The organism is Priestia sp. FSL W8-0524 (genome assembly GCF_038005965.1).
GTDB lineage: Bacteria > Bacillota > Bacilli > Bacillales > Bacillaceae_H > Priestia > Priestia zanthoxyli.
On the sequence record NZ_JBBOUG010000001.1, the window covers coordinates 4,829,048 to 4,842,985 of the forward strand.

Below are 13,938 nucleotides of genomic sequence, written 5' to 3' on the forward strand. Positions count from 1 at the left end.
AAGAAAGAATTCAATAATACTTCAAAGGAAATATGATAGATAAGCCGAGAATTCCTTTTTTCACTGTGTTTGACGTACTCACATATTTCAAACAAAAAAGGCGGCCGTAGGCGGCCGCCTTTTTACTTTATTTATTTCTTTTGAACCCAGCCTAAGATCATTTCGCGAATAAGCTTGCTTGCTGTATTAGCTGTTTGTTCAGACGGATCATAAATTGGAGCTACTTCGACTAAATCTCCTCCGACAATACGAAGATCTGATTTAGCAATTGCGTGAATAGAAGCTAAAAGCTCTTTTGATGTGATACCGCCTGCATCTACTGTTCCTGTACCAGGAGCGTGCGCTGGATCTAATACATCGATATCAATTGTTACATAAACAGGACGACCTGCAAGTGTTGGTAGAATCTCTTTTAACGGCTCTAGAACTTCAAATTTTGAAATATGCATACCGTTTTCTTTTGCCCATTGAAATTCTTCTTTCATTCCTGAACGAATACCAAATGAATAAACATTCTCCGGTCCGATTAGTTCAGCAACTTTACGAATTGGAGTGGAATGAGAAAGTGGTTCTCCTTCATACTCTTCACGAAGGTCTGTGTGAGCATCCATATGGATAATGGCTAAATCCGGGTATTTTTTATACATAGCTTTCATAACAGGCCAAGAAACCAAATGCTCTCCGCCCATGCCTAATGGGAACTTGTCCGCTGCTAAAAGCTGGTCGATATACTCTTCAATTATGTTCAAGCTGCGCTGAGGATTCCCAAATGGAAGTGGAATATCTCCTGCATCAAAATATTTCACTTCTTCTAGCTCCCGATCTAAATACGGGCTGTATTCTTCTAATCCAATTGATACTTCCCGAATACGAGTTGGGCCAAATCGTGAACCTGGACGATAGCTAACTGTCCAGTCCATTGGCATTCCGTAAAGAACCGCTTCACTTTCTTCAAAAACAGGGTGACTGCCAATAAATACATTACCTGAATAAGCTTCATCAAAACGCATATTTTGTTCCTCCTTCATTACTCATAGAAAAGATGCCAGCCTTAAACCTCTGGCATCTCACTTGTATGTGATAACTTATTTAATAAGATCTTGCACAAATTTAGGTAAGGCAAATGCCGCTTTGTGCAATTCTTTTGTGTAATATTTTGTATCAATATCAAAGAAACGATCTTCGCTTACTTCCAATGGATCCTGTTTCTTTGAGCCCATTGTAAATGTCCATAAACCGCTTGGGTATGTTGGAATATTTGCTACGTATAGACGTGTAATCGGGAAGATTTCTCTTACATCACGCTGAACATTTGAGATAAGTTCTGGCGTGAACCAAGGGTTGTCCGATTGAGCAACAAAGATACCATCTTCTTTAAGTGCTTTTGAGATACCTGCATAGAATCCTTTTGTAAATAAATTCACAGCTGGACCTACTGGCTCTGTTGAATCCACTAAAATGACATCGTATTCGTTCTCGCTTTTAGCGATGTGCATAAATCCGTCATCTACTTGTACATCAACACGAGGATCTTCTAGTTTACCCGCAATTGAAGGTAAGAATTTTTTTGAGTACTCAATAACTTTTCCATCGATATCAACTAACGTCGCTTTTTTTACGCTTGGGTGTTTTAAGATTTCACGAATTACGCCTCCGTCTCCTCCACCTACAACTAGTACGTTTTCTGGATTTGGATGCGTAAATAACGGTACATGTGCAACCATTTCATGATAAACGAACTCATCTTTTTCTGTTGTCATAACCATACCGTCAAGTAGGAGCATGTTACCAAACTCTTCTGTTTCAACCATGTCTAATTTTTGAAACTCCGTTTGCTCTGTATGTAAAGTGCGATTAATTTTAGCTGTAATACCAAAGTTCTTTGTTTGCTTTTCTGTGAACCATAATTCCATTTCAAAATCTTCCCTTCTATTTTGAGAATTAACCTATGCATAGATTACCCTAACATAATTTATACAAACATGAAAAAAGTATAGATGAATTCAGCAAAAAAGCAAGTAAAATTTTTAGCAATGGAGGTTTAAAACCACCTTTTCTATTTCATACTGATGATAGATACAAGCTTTAGAATCTACTTGCGCCGCTCTTTTAATAGAATTTTGTTGTGTTGAAAGCAACATGTACGGTGCATAGTGACACATATTGGTGGTGAATGGAAATGGAAACGGTATTAACCGAACATTTAAAAAAGGCAAGACGCATCTTCCGAATTCTTCTCGTCCTTGGTATATTAGCGGGGGCTTTATTGTTGTTTGCCTACATAAGTATCTTTCTCTACGCCAAAATCGCTGGCCCTCCTCCGCTAAACGTTTCTCAAACAGCTGTTTTCTACTCAGCAAACGGTAAAGTTCTTGATGAAGTTCACAATGGACAAAAGCGCTACTGGGTTTCACTTAATCAAATTTCACCTTACGTAAAAGATGCGACTTTAGCCGTTGAAGATAAGCGCTTCTATGAGCATCACGGCTTTGATATGCATCGAATCGCCGGAGCAATTGTAGCTGATATAAAAGCTATGGGAAAAGTACAGGGTGCGAGTACTATTACTCAGCAGTATGCACGAAACTTGTTTTTAGAGCACGACAAAACGTGGACTCGAAAGCTTCAAGAAGCTCTGTATACGATTCGGTTAGAAATGAATTATAGCAAAGACCAAATTCTGGAAGGCTACATGAATACGATTTACTACGGCCATGGAGCTTATGGAATTGAAGCGGCAGCTAGGCTGTACTTTGATAAGCACGCCAAAAATTTGACGTTAAGTGAAGCGAGTATGTTAGCCGGTATTCCAAAAGGCCCTAGCTACTACTCTCCTCTTATTCATCAGGAAAATGCAAAAAAACGACAAAATATCATTTTATCTCTCATGAAAGAGGATGGAATTATTACGTCGAAGCAAGCAACAAAAGCGCTGGTAACTCCCCTAGCATTTTCAAAGCCTGCTGAAAAAGATCCTAACAAAGAAGACGCTTCTTACTTTATGGATGCAGCGCTAGCAGAATTAAAGCAAGATTTAGGCATTGATGAAACCATGATTTATACAAATGGACTTCGCGTTTATACAACGCTGGATGAAAAGATGCAGCGAACGGCAGAAGAAAAAATGAAAGATGTTATCAGCAGCTCTTCAGACGTACAAAGTGCATTTGTTGCGATGAATCCTAAAAATGGACAAGTGAAAGCTCTTATTGGTGGAAGAGATTATGAAAAGAGCCCGTTTAACCGCGCTACTCAAGCAGTAAGACAGCCTGGCTCAACGATGAAGCCATTTTTATACTATGCGGCATTAAAAGATGGTTTTACTGAATCCACTCCAATGAAAAGTGAAGAAACGACGTTCAAATTAGAAGATGGTGTTTCGACATACACGCCTAGTAACTATCACAATTATTATGCAGATGCGCCTATTACAATGGCTCAAGCCATCGCACTTTCAGACAATATTTATGCGGTCAAAACGCATTTGTTCATTGGGGAAAATCGCTTGATCGAAACCGCTAAAACACTTGGTATATCATCACCTTTAAAGAAAGTTCCATCTTTAGCTCTTGGAACTTCACCTGTCAAAGTCATTGATATGGTTAATGCGTACGGCATCTTTGCTAATGGCGGAAAAGAAATTCGTCCAACATTTATTAAACGAATTGAAACCCATGACGGAGAAGTTGTTTATCAAGCTCCTTCTGAACGGAAACAAGTCATTGATAGACGCTATGCTTTTCTTACTACCCATTTAATGACAGGCATGTTTAATCAAAAGCTAAATGGCTATACAACCGTCACAGGAAAGCCTATTTCTAAATATGTATCTCGTCCTTACGCGGGAAAATCCGGCACAACCTCTACGGATAGCTGGATGATTGGCTACTCTCCTCAGCTCGTTTCAGGCGTTTGGGTTGGATATGATCAAGGAAGGACAATGGATGATGTAGCTGAAAAAGGATACGCAAAAAAAATGTGGGCGCTATTTATGGAAGATGCTTTAAAAGGGAAGAAAAAAGAAAAGTTTAAAGCACCAAAAGGATTAATGAGCGTCAACATTAATCCTCAAAATGGAAAGTTAGCATCCAAATCATGTCCTGTTCAATATAAAGCTTATTATTTAACTGGAACACAGCCTAAAACATATTGTACTGATCACATCGATCATGCAGCAAAAACGAAGAAAAAAGAGCGTGAAACAGAAGGTAAAAAATTTCACTGGTTCCCAAAATGGTTTGATTAAAAAAAGCTTAAGGCCTTGGCCTTAAGCTTTTTTTAGCATTACGATGTTTGAAGCGCTTCTTTTAAGTCATCATTAGATAACGTCCAGATTTCTTCATTATGAGACTTCAAAAACTCACGAAGCAAAGCCTTAGACTTGTTATCCATTTCTTCTACCATAATGCGTCGTTTTAAGGATTTATCCATTTTGTTTACATGTTCAGGAAGTGACTTATAGCCGCGGCGAATTTCACGATCAACGGTCATTTCACATGCTGTCATACCTGCGTAGTAAGGTCCTTCTTGCTTGCGATCAATCGTTACCCATACAAGCCAATATAACTTGCCGTTTGGCACCTCGTCTTTATTCGGTAAGAACTTAATTCCTTTTTCTACTACACTTCTGGCATGCATCGCACCAATATCGACAAATACTTCTTCATCGCTTGGGCAAACAAAAACCGGTGAAATGTTTTCTAAACTTAACGCTCCAACCCCGTAGCCGCCGTGGCCGTCGGTTGAATCGTCTTTTATGATATTAAATCCTATACTTTTCTTTTTTGGCTGAGTCATAGTAAGCCTCCTCTATTTAGTAAATCAGTGGTGCTAATATCTGCTGAAAGATATTCATCACAAACGTTGCTGCTCCGTTTAGAAGCGGCCAGATTACAATTCGATCCAGAGGTGTAATCACAAGAATCAAAAATACAAAAATACCCCAAGACTCATACTGCGTCATTTTGGCTCGCGTAGACGGCGGAACGAGATCTTCAATCACGCGGTAGCCGTCTAAAGGCGGAAAAGGCAACAAGTTAAATACACCTAGTGTTAGGTTTATTTGAATAAATAATGTAAAAAAACGATAAAGCGCATCGTTGTCCACTGCGGCATTGTTCATCAAATAGTAAATAAGCAAGCCGATAAATGCCAACAACAAGTTGCTAAACGGTCCCGCTATCGATACTAGAATACCAGCTAAACGAGGCTTTTTAAAGAAATAGCGATTAACAGGAACCGGCTTCGCCCACCCAAAACCTGCGATAATTAACAAAAGCGTTCCAAATGGATCTAAATGTGCCAGCGGAGAAAGCGTTAGCCTTCCTTGCTTTTTAGCCGTGTGGTCTCCAAATAAATAAGCTACATACGCATGTGCAAACTCATGCAGTGTGAATGCAACAATAAGGGTCATCACCACGTAAGGAAGGTCTTGCAATGAAAAAGCTAAAAAATGTTCCACTCTTTATCTCCTTTATTTTAAAATAATTTCTACACATCATATCTACTAAATAAACCGTTTGCTTACGAAGAAGGATACAAGACTTCTTGAATATGGCCTCAAAGGTCTCAAAAACCAGACATGGGCTCCCTATGGCCCCACCTGGTTTTTAGCATCGATGTTATGATAAAAAGTATACTACAGATTATGACCTGCATCACTACCTCATACTGTCATTTTATTCAGAAAACGGGTACACTAATCATATACTGACCAAAAAGGAGTGTACACATTATGCCAGTTGTAACTGTTAAGATGCTTGAGGGCCGTACAGATGATCAAAAAAGAGCTCTTGTTGAAAAAGTGACGGATGCTGTTGTAGAAACAACAGGTGCATCACCTGAAAAAGTATCCATTATCATCGAAGAAATGTCTAAAAACCATTACGCTGTAGCGGGCAAGCGCATGAGCGATCAATAACGCCTACATAAAAAAATGCCATAGGAGTTGACCTATGGCATCTTTTTAATGTACAGACAGAGTTGCCTGAAGTTTTTCAATATATTCGTATGCTTCTGCAATGTCTTCTTCTGTATAGTTTTGCTTACGCTTTAACGTAAACACTTTTTCTTTTACTTCTTCTTTAGATAAGTTATCAAAATATAAAATCGTAGAGACGAGCTCCAAAAATTTAGAGCTTTGCTCGTTCATATCCTTCATACATTCCTGCAAGTGAGGAAGCTCTAAATCATAGTGACTTAAAAATCCTTCTCCCGCTTCTGTTAATACGTAACGATACTGCATATACCCGCCTTTTTTCTCTTTAATTTCACTTAAAAAGCCCAAGTTACACAGCTCCTCAATTCGAAGCGTTAATTCCTCAGAATAAGGTCCAAAAAAGTGAAAATTATACTTTTCATAAAAAGGAAACTTCAGTTTTTTTCCGATAAATATCATCTTTTGTAACTTTTTTCTGCCAACAACTTCTCCCGCCGCGGAAAATACTTTCACAATCTTTGCGTGATCGTTTAACACAGCCCCTTCAACTCCTATACTATTTAACTCTGATCTCCTTTTAGTAAGTTTATAATCTGATCTTTAACTTTTCGCTTAGACGACAATTGATCAATGAGATCTTGTGGAAAATATAATTTATGATCGGTTCTCTTTTTCCCTGAAATTGCTTCAACAATCTCCGACTGACGTGATAATTCACGCACTTCATTATTTGGCATCAACAGATGAATCGGCAAACGTTCTTCCTCTTCACCCGGTCGATAAAAATCGTATGGTAGGTCGCTTGAAGAATCGACGACTAAATAATAATCTGGGTTAATGCCCGCTTTTTTAAAAAGTGTTGTAAGCTCCATCCACATTTTCATTTGTGAATTTGGATTAAACTCAATGTACTTAAAAAGCTGACGATTCATAAATCTTCGGCATAGATCAGATAAAATTTCATCCTCTTCTTCTTCCCATGCTTGAAAATAAAATAAAATAACAGATTCATCTAATTTCAAATACTCTTTTAGCGATATTTCTTCTTCAAAAATCGAATAAAAATGAGTGGGCTCCTGCTTGAACTCATAGTAATGATGATGGAGCTCTTTCGCACGATGTAAAATTTTTGTCAAAATAACTTCAGCACTTCTCGTAACAGGATGAAAATACACTTGCCAGTACATTTGGTAGCGGCTCATAATATAATCTTCAACCGCATGCATACCGCTGTGTTTAATCACGGCTTGGTCTTCCCGAGGACGCATAACACGAAGAATTCGTTCCATATCAAAGTGACCGTAGCTTACTCCTGTGTAATACGCATCACGCTGCAAATAATCCATGCGATCTGCATCAATTTGACTGGAAATTAAACTAACGACAAGCTTATTTTCATATGTTTTCGCGATTACTTCGGCCACTTTTTTAGGAAAATCCTTTCCCACTTTCGTCAACACTTGATTTACCTCCGTGTCACCTACGATAATGGCTTGTGTAAATTCTTCATGATCTAAGTGGAAAACCTTCTCAAATGAATGTGAAAACGGACCGTGACCTAAATCGTGCAGTAAAGCAGCACAAAGACAAAGAAGACGCTCATCTTCATTCCATTCAGGGCGTCCTTGAAAACCGTCGTCAATAATACGGCGCACAATTTCATAAACACCTAAGGAATGACTAAAACGGCTGTGTTCAGCCCCATGAAACGTTAAGTATGTCGTTCCTAGCTGTCTAATACGACGCAGCCTTTGAAATTCGGCTGTCCCAATTAGCTCCCAAATAACACGATCTCTTACATGGATATAGCGGTGAACAGGATCTTTAAATACTTTTTCTTCACTGAGTTTTTCATTAGGATATGTCATTTACATACCTCTCTATCTTCACTTTGTTGTTGCTATAATTTTTCGACACTCACTTCCTATTTTCCTATTCAGAATAAAAAATCACCTTGTCAAGCAACCAAGGTGATTTACCTAACAAACAAGGCGATTCTGTTTGTAAGAAGCTCGTTCGACAAATAAGTAGCAGAAAAGCAGCTATTTATTGTTTCACTATCTATTTTTTTACTTTTTTTTCAATCTTCTCGATTAATTCGTCCTCTGTTGGCGCTGCTACAGGACGGTTATTTACAAATGCAAATGACTTTTTACGTCCGGGTCCACAGTAAGACTGGCAACCGATTTGTACTTCAGCTTGTTCATCTATTTTTTTAAGTCGAGGTAACAACGTTTTGACGTTTGTTGCCTGACAATCATCACAAATTCTAAATTCATTTGCCATGTTGACACAATCCTTTCAAAATTGGTTCATCATTTTGTCTAAGGGGTATTTTACCCCTATTTGAAGTCCGATGCAAGTTAAAGAAGGAAGCAAAATCTATCATACTCCTAGAAGAAATGGTATAAAGTATGGATTTTTTGTACATGATGATACTACAAAACATGATTACTATGAGTCATGGAAAATAGAGGAGTGAACAAAGTGAAAGATAGACAAGATGCTTGGACAGAAGAAAACGACTTATTATTAGCTGAAACAGTATTGCGCCATGTCCGCGAAGGAAGTACGCAGTTGAATGCGTTTGAAGAAGTTGGAGATGAATTAAATCGAACTTCAGCAGCATGTGGATTCAGATGGAATGCTGTTGTACGCCATCAGTATGAAAAAGCACTGCAGCTAGCTAAAAAACAGCGAAAACAGCGTATGCGTGCACTTGGACAAGAGCAAGGCAAAAAGAAATTATTATATACGCCACCAGCATCTGTAGAGCATGTGGAACAAATGATGTCTGCGCCTACAGCAACATATAGCTTACCTGAAACACACGTAGAAAGAAGCAGCAGTGAGGAGCTTTCAATGGCTGATGTTATTCGCTTCTTGCAAACAATGCCAAATCAAGCGAGCAATTTACAAGCATTGCAAAGCGAAAACAAACGCTTGATGCAAGAAAATGCAGAGTTAGCTAAGAAAAACACAGAGTTGGAAAAACAAATTAAACATCTCGAAGCTAATGCTACTACTATTCAAGAAGACTATGAAACATTAATGCAAATCATGAACCGTGCGCGAAAGTTAGCTCTATTTGATGAAGAAGAGCGTTCTTCTACTACGTTTAAAATGGATCGTAACGGAAATCTTGAGAAAATGGCTGAATAAGCTACACGAACGAAGAAAGAGGGATGTCAAACTTGACTCTGCTTTCTTCTTTTTCTATTTTACAGACAATGACCTGACGCCTTTATGCTATAATATGTTCGTTTACTGTTTATAAAGGGGTTTGAGATATGCAGCAGAATAGTTTGAAACTTTTAGCACAGCCCGCTTGGCGTATTATTGATCAATCCAGTCTAGGTCCTCATTTTGATGCCCGGCATTCTTTTGCCATCGATGACACGCTTTGTACAACCGTTGGAAGAGGTGAATCTCCAGCTGTCATGCGCTCATGGGTGCATCACGATACGATTGTATTAGGCATTCAAGATACAAAGCTCCCTCACCTGGCTGAAGGTGCAGCTTATTTACATGAACAAGGGTATAAAACAATCGTCCGCAATTCAGGCGGCCTCGCTGTCGTACTTGATCAAGATGTTCTAAACATTTCTTTAATTTTTCCAGATGCAGAAAAAGGAATTGATATTGATCGTGGCTATGAAGCCATGTTTGATTTGATTAAGGCCATGTTTGCATCTTACGGTACCGCAATTGAAGCGAAGGAAATCGTAGGATCCTATTGTCCCGGCAGCTTTGATTTGAGCATTCGCAATCAAAAATTTGCAGGCATTTCACAGCGACGCGTTCGCGGCGGTGTGGCCGTACAAATTTACTTATGCGTTAACGGAAGCGGCTCTAAACGCGCTTCTCTCATTCAAGAGTTTTACAAAAAAGGGCTCCAAAACACAGAAACTAAATTTTCATACCCAGATATCGAGCCTCATACAATGGCTTCTCTATCTGAACTATTACAGATTGATTTAACCGTTTCTGATGTCATGCTGCTTTTATTGCAAACACTGAATAGCATGAGCTCTTCTCTTGTAAATATGCCTTTAAATGCTACCGAACAAATGCTGTTTGAGACGCAGCTGCAGCGCATGTATGACCGCAATGAAAAAGCGTTGGGTTCATTAGCCGAATAAAAAAACTCCGCCCTAGGACGGAGTTTTTTTATTAAAGTGCTTGAGCAGCTGTGATTAAAGCAAGCTTGTACACATCTTCTTCGTTACAACCGCGAGATAGATCGTTTACCGGTTTGTTTAGACCTTGTAAGATTGGACCTACTGCTTCGAAGTTTCCTAAGCGCTGTGCAATTTTGTAACCAATGTTACCTGCTTCAAGGCTTGGGAATACAAATACGTTTGCATCTCCTTTGATCACTGAACCTGGTGCTTTCTTTTCAGCTACAGAAGGAACAAATGCTGCGTCGAATTGGAATTCGCCGTCTAATGTTACGCTTGGTGCTAATTCTTTTGCAATTTCTACTGCGTTTGCTACCTTTTCTGTTTCCGGAGATTTTGCTGATCCTTTTGTTGAGAAGCTTAGCATAGCAACACGAGGATCGATATCGAACATTTCAGCTGTACGAGCACTTTCGATAGCAATTTCAGCTAAATCTTGGCTGTCAGGTGAAATATTAATTGCACAGTCAGCAAATACGTATTTTTGATCGCCGCGAACCATGATAAATACGCCAGATGTTTTCTTAACACCTTGTCTTGTTTTGATAATTTGTAGAGCAGGTCGCACCGTGTCTGCTGTAGAATGAGCAGCTCCGCTTACAAGACCGTCAGCTTTGTTCATATGAACAAGCATTGTGCCAAAATAATTTTCATCTAATAAAATTTTGCGAGCATCTTCTTCTGTTGCTTTGCCTTTACGACGCTCAACAAATGCTGCCACCATTTCATCAAATTCAGAGTAGCTTTGAGGATCTAAAACCTCAACACCGTCTAATTTTACGTTTAATTCTGCTGCTTTTGATGCTACCGCGTCTTTATTTCCAACAACGATAGGCTTTAAGATATTGTCGGCAGCTAAACGAGAAACAGCACCTAATACGCGCTCATCTAATCCCTCTGGGAATACGATTGATACATCGCTAGCTGATACTTTTTGTTTTAAACCTGTAAATAAATCACTCAAAGTAAATCCTCCTCGATATGTAAAAAACTTTTCTCATAATAGGATACTCCACTTTTTTTAAAAATCAAAGGCATGTCCTTCAAGAATCCATGATTACGAAAAAGTCTTTTAATTCTTAATTTTCCGCTAACACTCAAAATAAAACCTGTTTTTACTTTGCAACAATTGTTTAAAGTTTAGTCACAAAATCACAGGTTTTTCATTCCAGTTCTTCGGACAAACTATGATATAGTAGAATTGGAATTTATCATAATCGGACAATAGGAGTGAAACGAAATGGCAGAAGCAGCACAAACATTAGACGGTTGGTATGCACTTCATGATTTCCGTTCAATCGATTGGGGCGCTTGGAAGCAGTTATCAAGCGACGATCGCCAAGCGGCCATCCATGAATTTTTAGGTTTGATTGAGAAATGGAAAGGAACTGAAGCTGAAAAGCAAGGCAGTCATGCTTTATATACCATTGTCGGCCAAAAAGCAGATTTTATGCTAATGCTTGTTCGTCCTACTATGGAAGAACTAAATGAAATTGAAACAGAATTTAACAAAACAAAGCTTGCTGAGTTTACCATTCCTACTTATTCATATGTATCAGTAGTTGAATTAAGCAACTACTTACCTGCTGGGGAGGATCCTTATGAAAATCCTCAAATCCAAGCTAGACTATATCCAACTTTACCAAAAGCTAGTCACGTTTGCTTTTATCCAATGGATAAACGTCGTCAAGGAAATGACAATTGGTACATGCTTCCTATGGAAGAACGACGCAGCTTAATGCGCAGCCACGGAATGATTGGACGTCAATACGCTGGAAAAGTAAAGCAAATCATTACGGGTTCTGTTGGGTTTGATGATTATGAGTGGGGCGTTACTCTTTTTGCAGATGACGTTCTTCAATTTAAAAAATTAGTATACGAAATGCGTTTTGACGAAGTAAGTGCTCGCTACGGGGAATTTGGCAGCTTCTTTGTCGGAAATTTATTAAAAGAAGAAGCTATTGCACGCTTTTTACACGTTTAAACTAAGCTGCAAAAGCGTTCATCTCTTTTATAAAATTTAGTATATAAAAAACCTGTTTCCACTTGGAAACAGGTTTTTTTATTTTCTACCCATGGCATATTCGCATCTACAGGACCATATATATACAACAGTGTCACAAGTAAGCGAGGTGGGATAATGGCAGTCGTTGCACACAACGAAGAAGATGTTAAGCTCCTAGCCAGACTCATTCGAGCTGAAGCTGAAAGTGAAGGAAAACAAGGGATGTTACTGGTAGGAAATGTAGGCGTGAACCGCGCTAAAGCTCCCTGTTTGGATTTTAGAAATATAAGAACCATTCGTCAGATGGTATTTCAAAACCCAGGCGGATTTGAAGCAACTCAAAAAGGCTACTTTTATCAGCGTGCCCGCCAGTCTGAAATTACACTTGCACGACGTGTATTAAGAGGGGAACGTTTTAACCCCGCGGAAAACTCACTGTGGTTTTTCAAGCCCAGCGGCGACTGTCCTGCTCAATGGTATAACCAAAATAACACAGGACGATTTAAATCTCACTGTTTCTTTGCACCAACTCAAGCTGATTGTCCAGGAGTTTACTAATTTCTTTTTGTTTGAAGGAGGTTCCTATGAAAAAACCAAAGTCTAATCAACCGCAACAGCAATATATGCAAAATCCGTATATGAGTCCAAACTACCCTTATTATATGCCTCAGCCGCAGCAGCCCCAGCCAGGCGGCCAGCCGCAGGTTCAAGGGCAAAGCCAAGGAGGGCCACCCCCTACCTCTTCTGGAGGCAGTGGTGCCCCGCAAGACCCAAATCAACTGCCTATTGAAGAATCATATATTGAAAATATTTTACGTTTAAATCGAGGAAAAATAGCGACTGTATATATGACGTTTGAAAATAATACGCAGTGGAACGCGAAGGTCTTTAGAGGTATTATTGAAGCGGCCGGACGCGATCATATCATTTTAAGCGATCCACAGACTGGAACGCGCTATGTACTGCTTATGGTTTATCTTGATTACATTACCTTCGATGAAGAAATTAAATACAATTATCCATTTGGCGGTGGAGGCCAACAGTTGAGCAATTATTCTCCGCGTTAAAAAAACCCCTTTTCAGGGGTTTTTTTATAGCCATTTTACAGCTGCAACAACAATTAAAATCCAGGCTACAATAAAAGCAACTCCACCTAGGGGAGTAATCGCGCCAAGAACTTTAATACCGGACGTACTTAATACATAGAGACTGCCTGAAAACAGCACAATCCCTGCAAACATAATCCAGCCCGAAGCTGTTAACAAAGAAGACTGAGGAAATTTGCTTAATAAAAACGCAATAACGAACAGCCCTATTGCATGGAACATTTGGTACTGCACTCCTGTTTTCCATACCTCTAAATACTTCTCTGAGATTTTCCCTTCTAACCCGTGTGCTCCAAAGGCACCAAGAGCAACCGCTAACATCGCATTGATTGCACCGATTATTAAAAATAGTTTCATGTTTTTCTCCTCACTTTAGAAATCAAACAAACTATCGCCGTTTGCATCATCTGATTTCAATTTCGTTCCTTCAAAATTAGGTTTGGATGACTGAATAATCTGTTGCTGCATAATCTCAGGCGATTGCATAATTTCCGGTGAAGACATGACAACAGGTTTTGAAACCGAGACAGGTTTCGATGCTGAAACCTCTTCATTTTGATCTAATGCAAGCTCACACAGTGCTTTGATAGCAACCAATTGATCTCGAACGTTCCCACTATTCGAATGGTGCTTCGCTTTTTGTACTTCTGCACTAATTTTATCAAGGAGCTGCGCCATTTTTATATCCATGTAGACACCTCATCTTAC

Annotated in this window: 17 protein-coding genes; 7 read left to right on the plus strand and 10 right to left on the minus strand. The window is 39.1% G+C overall.

Features of this window, described 5'->3' with window-relative positions:
* Positions 1–131: 131 nt before the first annotated feature.
* Both speB and speE read right to left on the minus strand, forming a co-directional pair.
* Entirely contained in the window at positions 132–1,010 is an 879-nt protein-coding gene (speB, locus tag NST66_RS25255) for an agmatinase (protein ID WP_028411962.1), read from the minus strand.
* 75 nt (positions 1,011–1,085) lie between these two features.
* Positions 1,086–1,913 (minus strand): spermidine synthase, encoded by an 828-nt coding sequence (gene speE / locus NST66_RS25260; RefSeq protein ID WP_340843730.1) that lies wholly within the window; start codon positions 1,911–1,913, stop codon positions 1,086–1,088.
* 266 nt (positions 1,914–2,179) lie between these two features.
* On the opposite strand from speE, the gene NST66_RS25265 reads away from it, so the two are divergent.
* Entirely contained in the window at positions 2,180–4,246 is a 2,067-nt protein-coding gene (locus NST66_RS25265; protein WP_328157200.1) for a transglycosylase domain-containing protein, read from the plus strand.
* Between the two features lie 38 nt (positions 4,247–4,284).
* Here the strand turns inward: NST66_RS25265 and NST66_RS25270 are convergent, their stop codons facing one another.
* Both NST66_RS25270 and NST66_RS25275 read right to left on the minus strand, forming a co-directional pair.
* A complete protein-coding gene (locus NST66_RS25270) occupies positions 4,285–4,797 on the minus strand; it encodes a YwhD family protein (protein WP_013085495.1) in 513 nt (170 codons plus the stop codon).
* A 16-nt stretch (positions 4,798–4,813) separates the two neighbouring features.
* A complete protein-coding gene (locus NST66_RS25275) occupies positions 4,814–5,461 on the minus strand; it encodes a site-2 protease family protein (protein ID WP_028411960.1) in 648 nt (215 codons plus the stop codon).
* A gap of 273 nt (positions 5,462–5,734) precedes the next feature.
* Between NST66_RS25275 and NST66_RS25280 the strand changes: the two genes are divergently transcribed.
* A complete protein-coding gene (locus tag NST66_RS25280) occupies positions 5,735–5,920 on the plus strand; it encodes a 2-hydroxymuconate tautomerase (RefSeq protein WP_013085497.1) in 186 nt (61 codons plus the stop codon).
* Between the two features lie 45 nt (positions 5,921–5,965).
* Here the strand turns inward: NST66_RS25280 and NST66_RS25285 are convergent, their stop codons facing one another.
* From NST66_RS25285 to NST66_RS25295, 3 genes are all read right to left on the minus strand, one after another.
* Positions 5,966–6,475 carry a YwgA family protein gene (locus NST66_RS25285; protein WP_033580386.1) on the minus strand — a complete coding sequence of 170 codons (510 nt, stop codon included), beginning with the start codon at positions 6,473–6,475 and terminating at the stop codon, positions 5,966–5,968.
* A 23-nt stretch (positions 6,476–6,498) separates the two neighbouring features.
* Positions 6,499–7,806: an HD domain-containing protein gene (locus NST66_RS25290; RefSeq protein WP_013059849.1), complete on the minus strand. Its 1,308-nt coding sequence runs from the start codon at positions 7,804–7,806 to the stop codon at positions 6,499–6,501.
* Between the two features lie 193 nt (positions 7,807–7,999).
* Complete coding sequence (locus tag NST66_RS25295; protein ID WP_013059850.1) at positions 8,000–8,224, minus strand: DUF1450 domain-containing protein; 225 nt, start codon at positions 8,222–8,224, stop codon at positions 8,000–8,002.
* Positions 8,225–8,425: 201 nt separating this feature from the next.
* On the opposite strand from NST66_RS25295, the gene NST66_RS25300 reads away from it, so the two are divergent.
* Both NST66_RS25300 and NST66_RS25305 read left to right on the plus strand, forming a co-directional pair.
* Entirely contained in the window at positions 8,426–9,100 is a 675-nt protein-coding gene (locus NST66_RS25300; protein WP_033580385.1) for an RsfA family transcriptional regulator, read from the plus strand.
* 128 nt (positions 9,101–9,228) lie between these two features.
* Positions 9,229–10,080 carry a lipoate--protein ligase family protein gene (locus NST66_RS25305; RefSeq protein WP_028411958.1) on the plus strand — a complete coding sequence of 284 codons (852 nt, stop codon included), beginning with the start codon at positions 9,229–9,231 and terminating at the stop codon, positions 10,078–10,080.
* A 31-nt stretch (positions 10,081–10,111) separates the two neighbouring features.
* Here NST66_RS25305 and pta read toward each other — a convergent pair whose 3' ends face one another.
* On the minus strand, positions 10,112–11,083 hold the full coding sequence (gene pta / locus NST66_RS25310; protein ID WP_013059853.1) for a phosphate acetyltransferase: 972 nt from the start codon (positions 11,081–11,083) through the stop codon (positions 10,112–10,114).
* Between the two features lie 276 nt (positions 11,084–11,359).
* Here pta and hemQ point away from each other — a divergent pair, with 276 nt between their 5' ends.
* The 3 genes from hemQ (at position 11,360) to gerQ (ending at position 13,191) form a co-directional block, all read left to right on the plus strand.
* Complete coding sequence (hemQ, locus tag NST66_RS25315; protein ID WP_013059854.1) at positions 11,360–12,103, plus strand: hydrogen peroxide-dependent heme synthase; 744 nt, start codon at positions 11,360–11,362, stop codon at positions 12,101–12,103.
* Between the two features lie 156 nt (positions 12,104–12,259).
* Positions 12,260–12,682 (plus strand): cell wall hydrolase, encoded by a 423-nt coding sequence (locus NST66_RS25320; protein ID WP_016765947.1) that lies wholly within the window; start codon positions 12,260–12,262, stop codon positions 12,680–12,682.
* A 26-nt stretch (positions 12,683–12,708) separates the two neighbouring features.
* Positions 12,709–13,191 carry a spore coat protein GerQ gene (gerQ, locus tag NST66_RS25325; protein WP_028411957.1) on the plus strand — a complete coding sequence of 161 codons (483 nt, stop codon included), beginning with the start codon at positions 12,709–12,711 and terminating at the stop codon, positions 13,189–13,191.
* Positions 13,192–13,215: 24 nt separating this feature from the next.
* On the opposite strand, the gene NST66_RS25330 is transcribed toward gerQ, so the two are convergent.
* Positions 13,216–13,587: a DUF423 domain-containing protein gene (locus NST66_RS25330; RefSeq protein ID WP_034264472.1), complete on the minus strand. Its 372-nt coding sequence runs from the start codon at positions 13,585–13,587 to the stop codon at positions 13,216–13,218.
* Between the two features lie 15 nt (positions 13,588–13,602).
* Positions 13,603–13,920, minus strand: coding sequence for a YwdI family protein (locus NST66_RS25335; protein ID WP_028411956.1), 318 nt, complete (start codon positions 13,918–13,920; stop codon positions 13,603–13,605).
* Between the last annotated feature and the right edge of the window lie 18 nt (positions 13,921–13,938).

What these genes read in the sequence shown, in the direction of transcription:
- speB (WP_028411962.1), bottom strand. Translation starts at nt 1,010, where the DNA reads ATGCGTTTTGATGAAGCTTATTCAGGTAATGTATTTATTGGCAGTCAC.
- speE (WP_340843730.1), bottom strand. Translation starts at nt 1,913, where the DNA reads ATGGAATTATGGTTCACAGAAAAGCAAACAAAGAACTTTGGTATTACA.
- NST66_RS25265 (WP_328157200.1), top strand. Translation starts at nt 2,180, where the DNA reads ATGGAAACGGTATTAACCGAACATTTAAAAAAGGCAAGACGCATCTTC.
- NST66_RS25270 (WP_013085495.1), bottom strand. Translation starts at nt 4,797, where the DNA reads ATGACTCAGCCAAAAAAGAAAAGTATAGGATTTAATATCATAAAAGAC.
- NST66_RS25280 (WP_013085497.1), top strand. Translation starts at nt 5,735, where the DNA reads ATGCCAGTTGTAACTGTTAAGATGCTTGAGGGCCGTACAGATGATCAA.
- NST66_RS25290 (WP_013059849.1), bottom strand. Translation starts at nt 7,806, where the DNA reads ATGACATATCCTAATGAAAAACTCAGTGAAGAAAAAGTATTTAAAGAT.
- NST66_RS25295 (WP_013059850.1), bottom strand. Translation starts at nt 8,224, where the DNA reads ATGGCAAATGAATTTAGAATTTGTGATGATTGTCAGGCAACAAACGTC.
- NST66_RS25305 (WP_028411958.1), top strand. Translation starts at nt 9,229, where the DNA reads ATGCAGCAGAATAGTTTGAAACTTTTAGCACAGCCCGCTTGGCGTATT.
- hemQ (WP_013059854.1), top strand. Translation starts at nt 11,360, where the DNA reads ATGGCAGAAGCAGCACAAACATTAGACGGTTGGTATGCACTTCATGAT.
- NST66_RS25320 (WP_016765947.1), top strand. Translation starts at nt 12,260, where the DNA reads ATGGCAGTCGTTGCACACAACGAAGAAGATGTTAAGCTCCTAGCCAGA.
- gerQ (WP_028411957.1), top strand. Translation starts at nt 12,709, where the DNA reads ATGAAAAAACCAAAGTCTAATCAACCGCAACAGCAATATATGCAAAAT.
- NST66_RS25330 (WP_034264472.1), bottom strand. Translation starts at nt 13,587, where the DNA reads ATGAAACTATTTTTAATAATCGGTGCAATCAATGCGATGTTAGCGGTT.
- NST66_RS25335 (WP_028411956.1), bottom strand. Translation starts at nt 13,920, where the DNA reads ATGGATATAAAAATGGCGCAGCTCCTTGATAAAATTAGTGCAGAAGTA.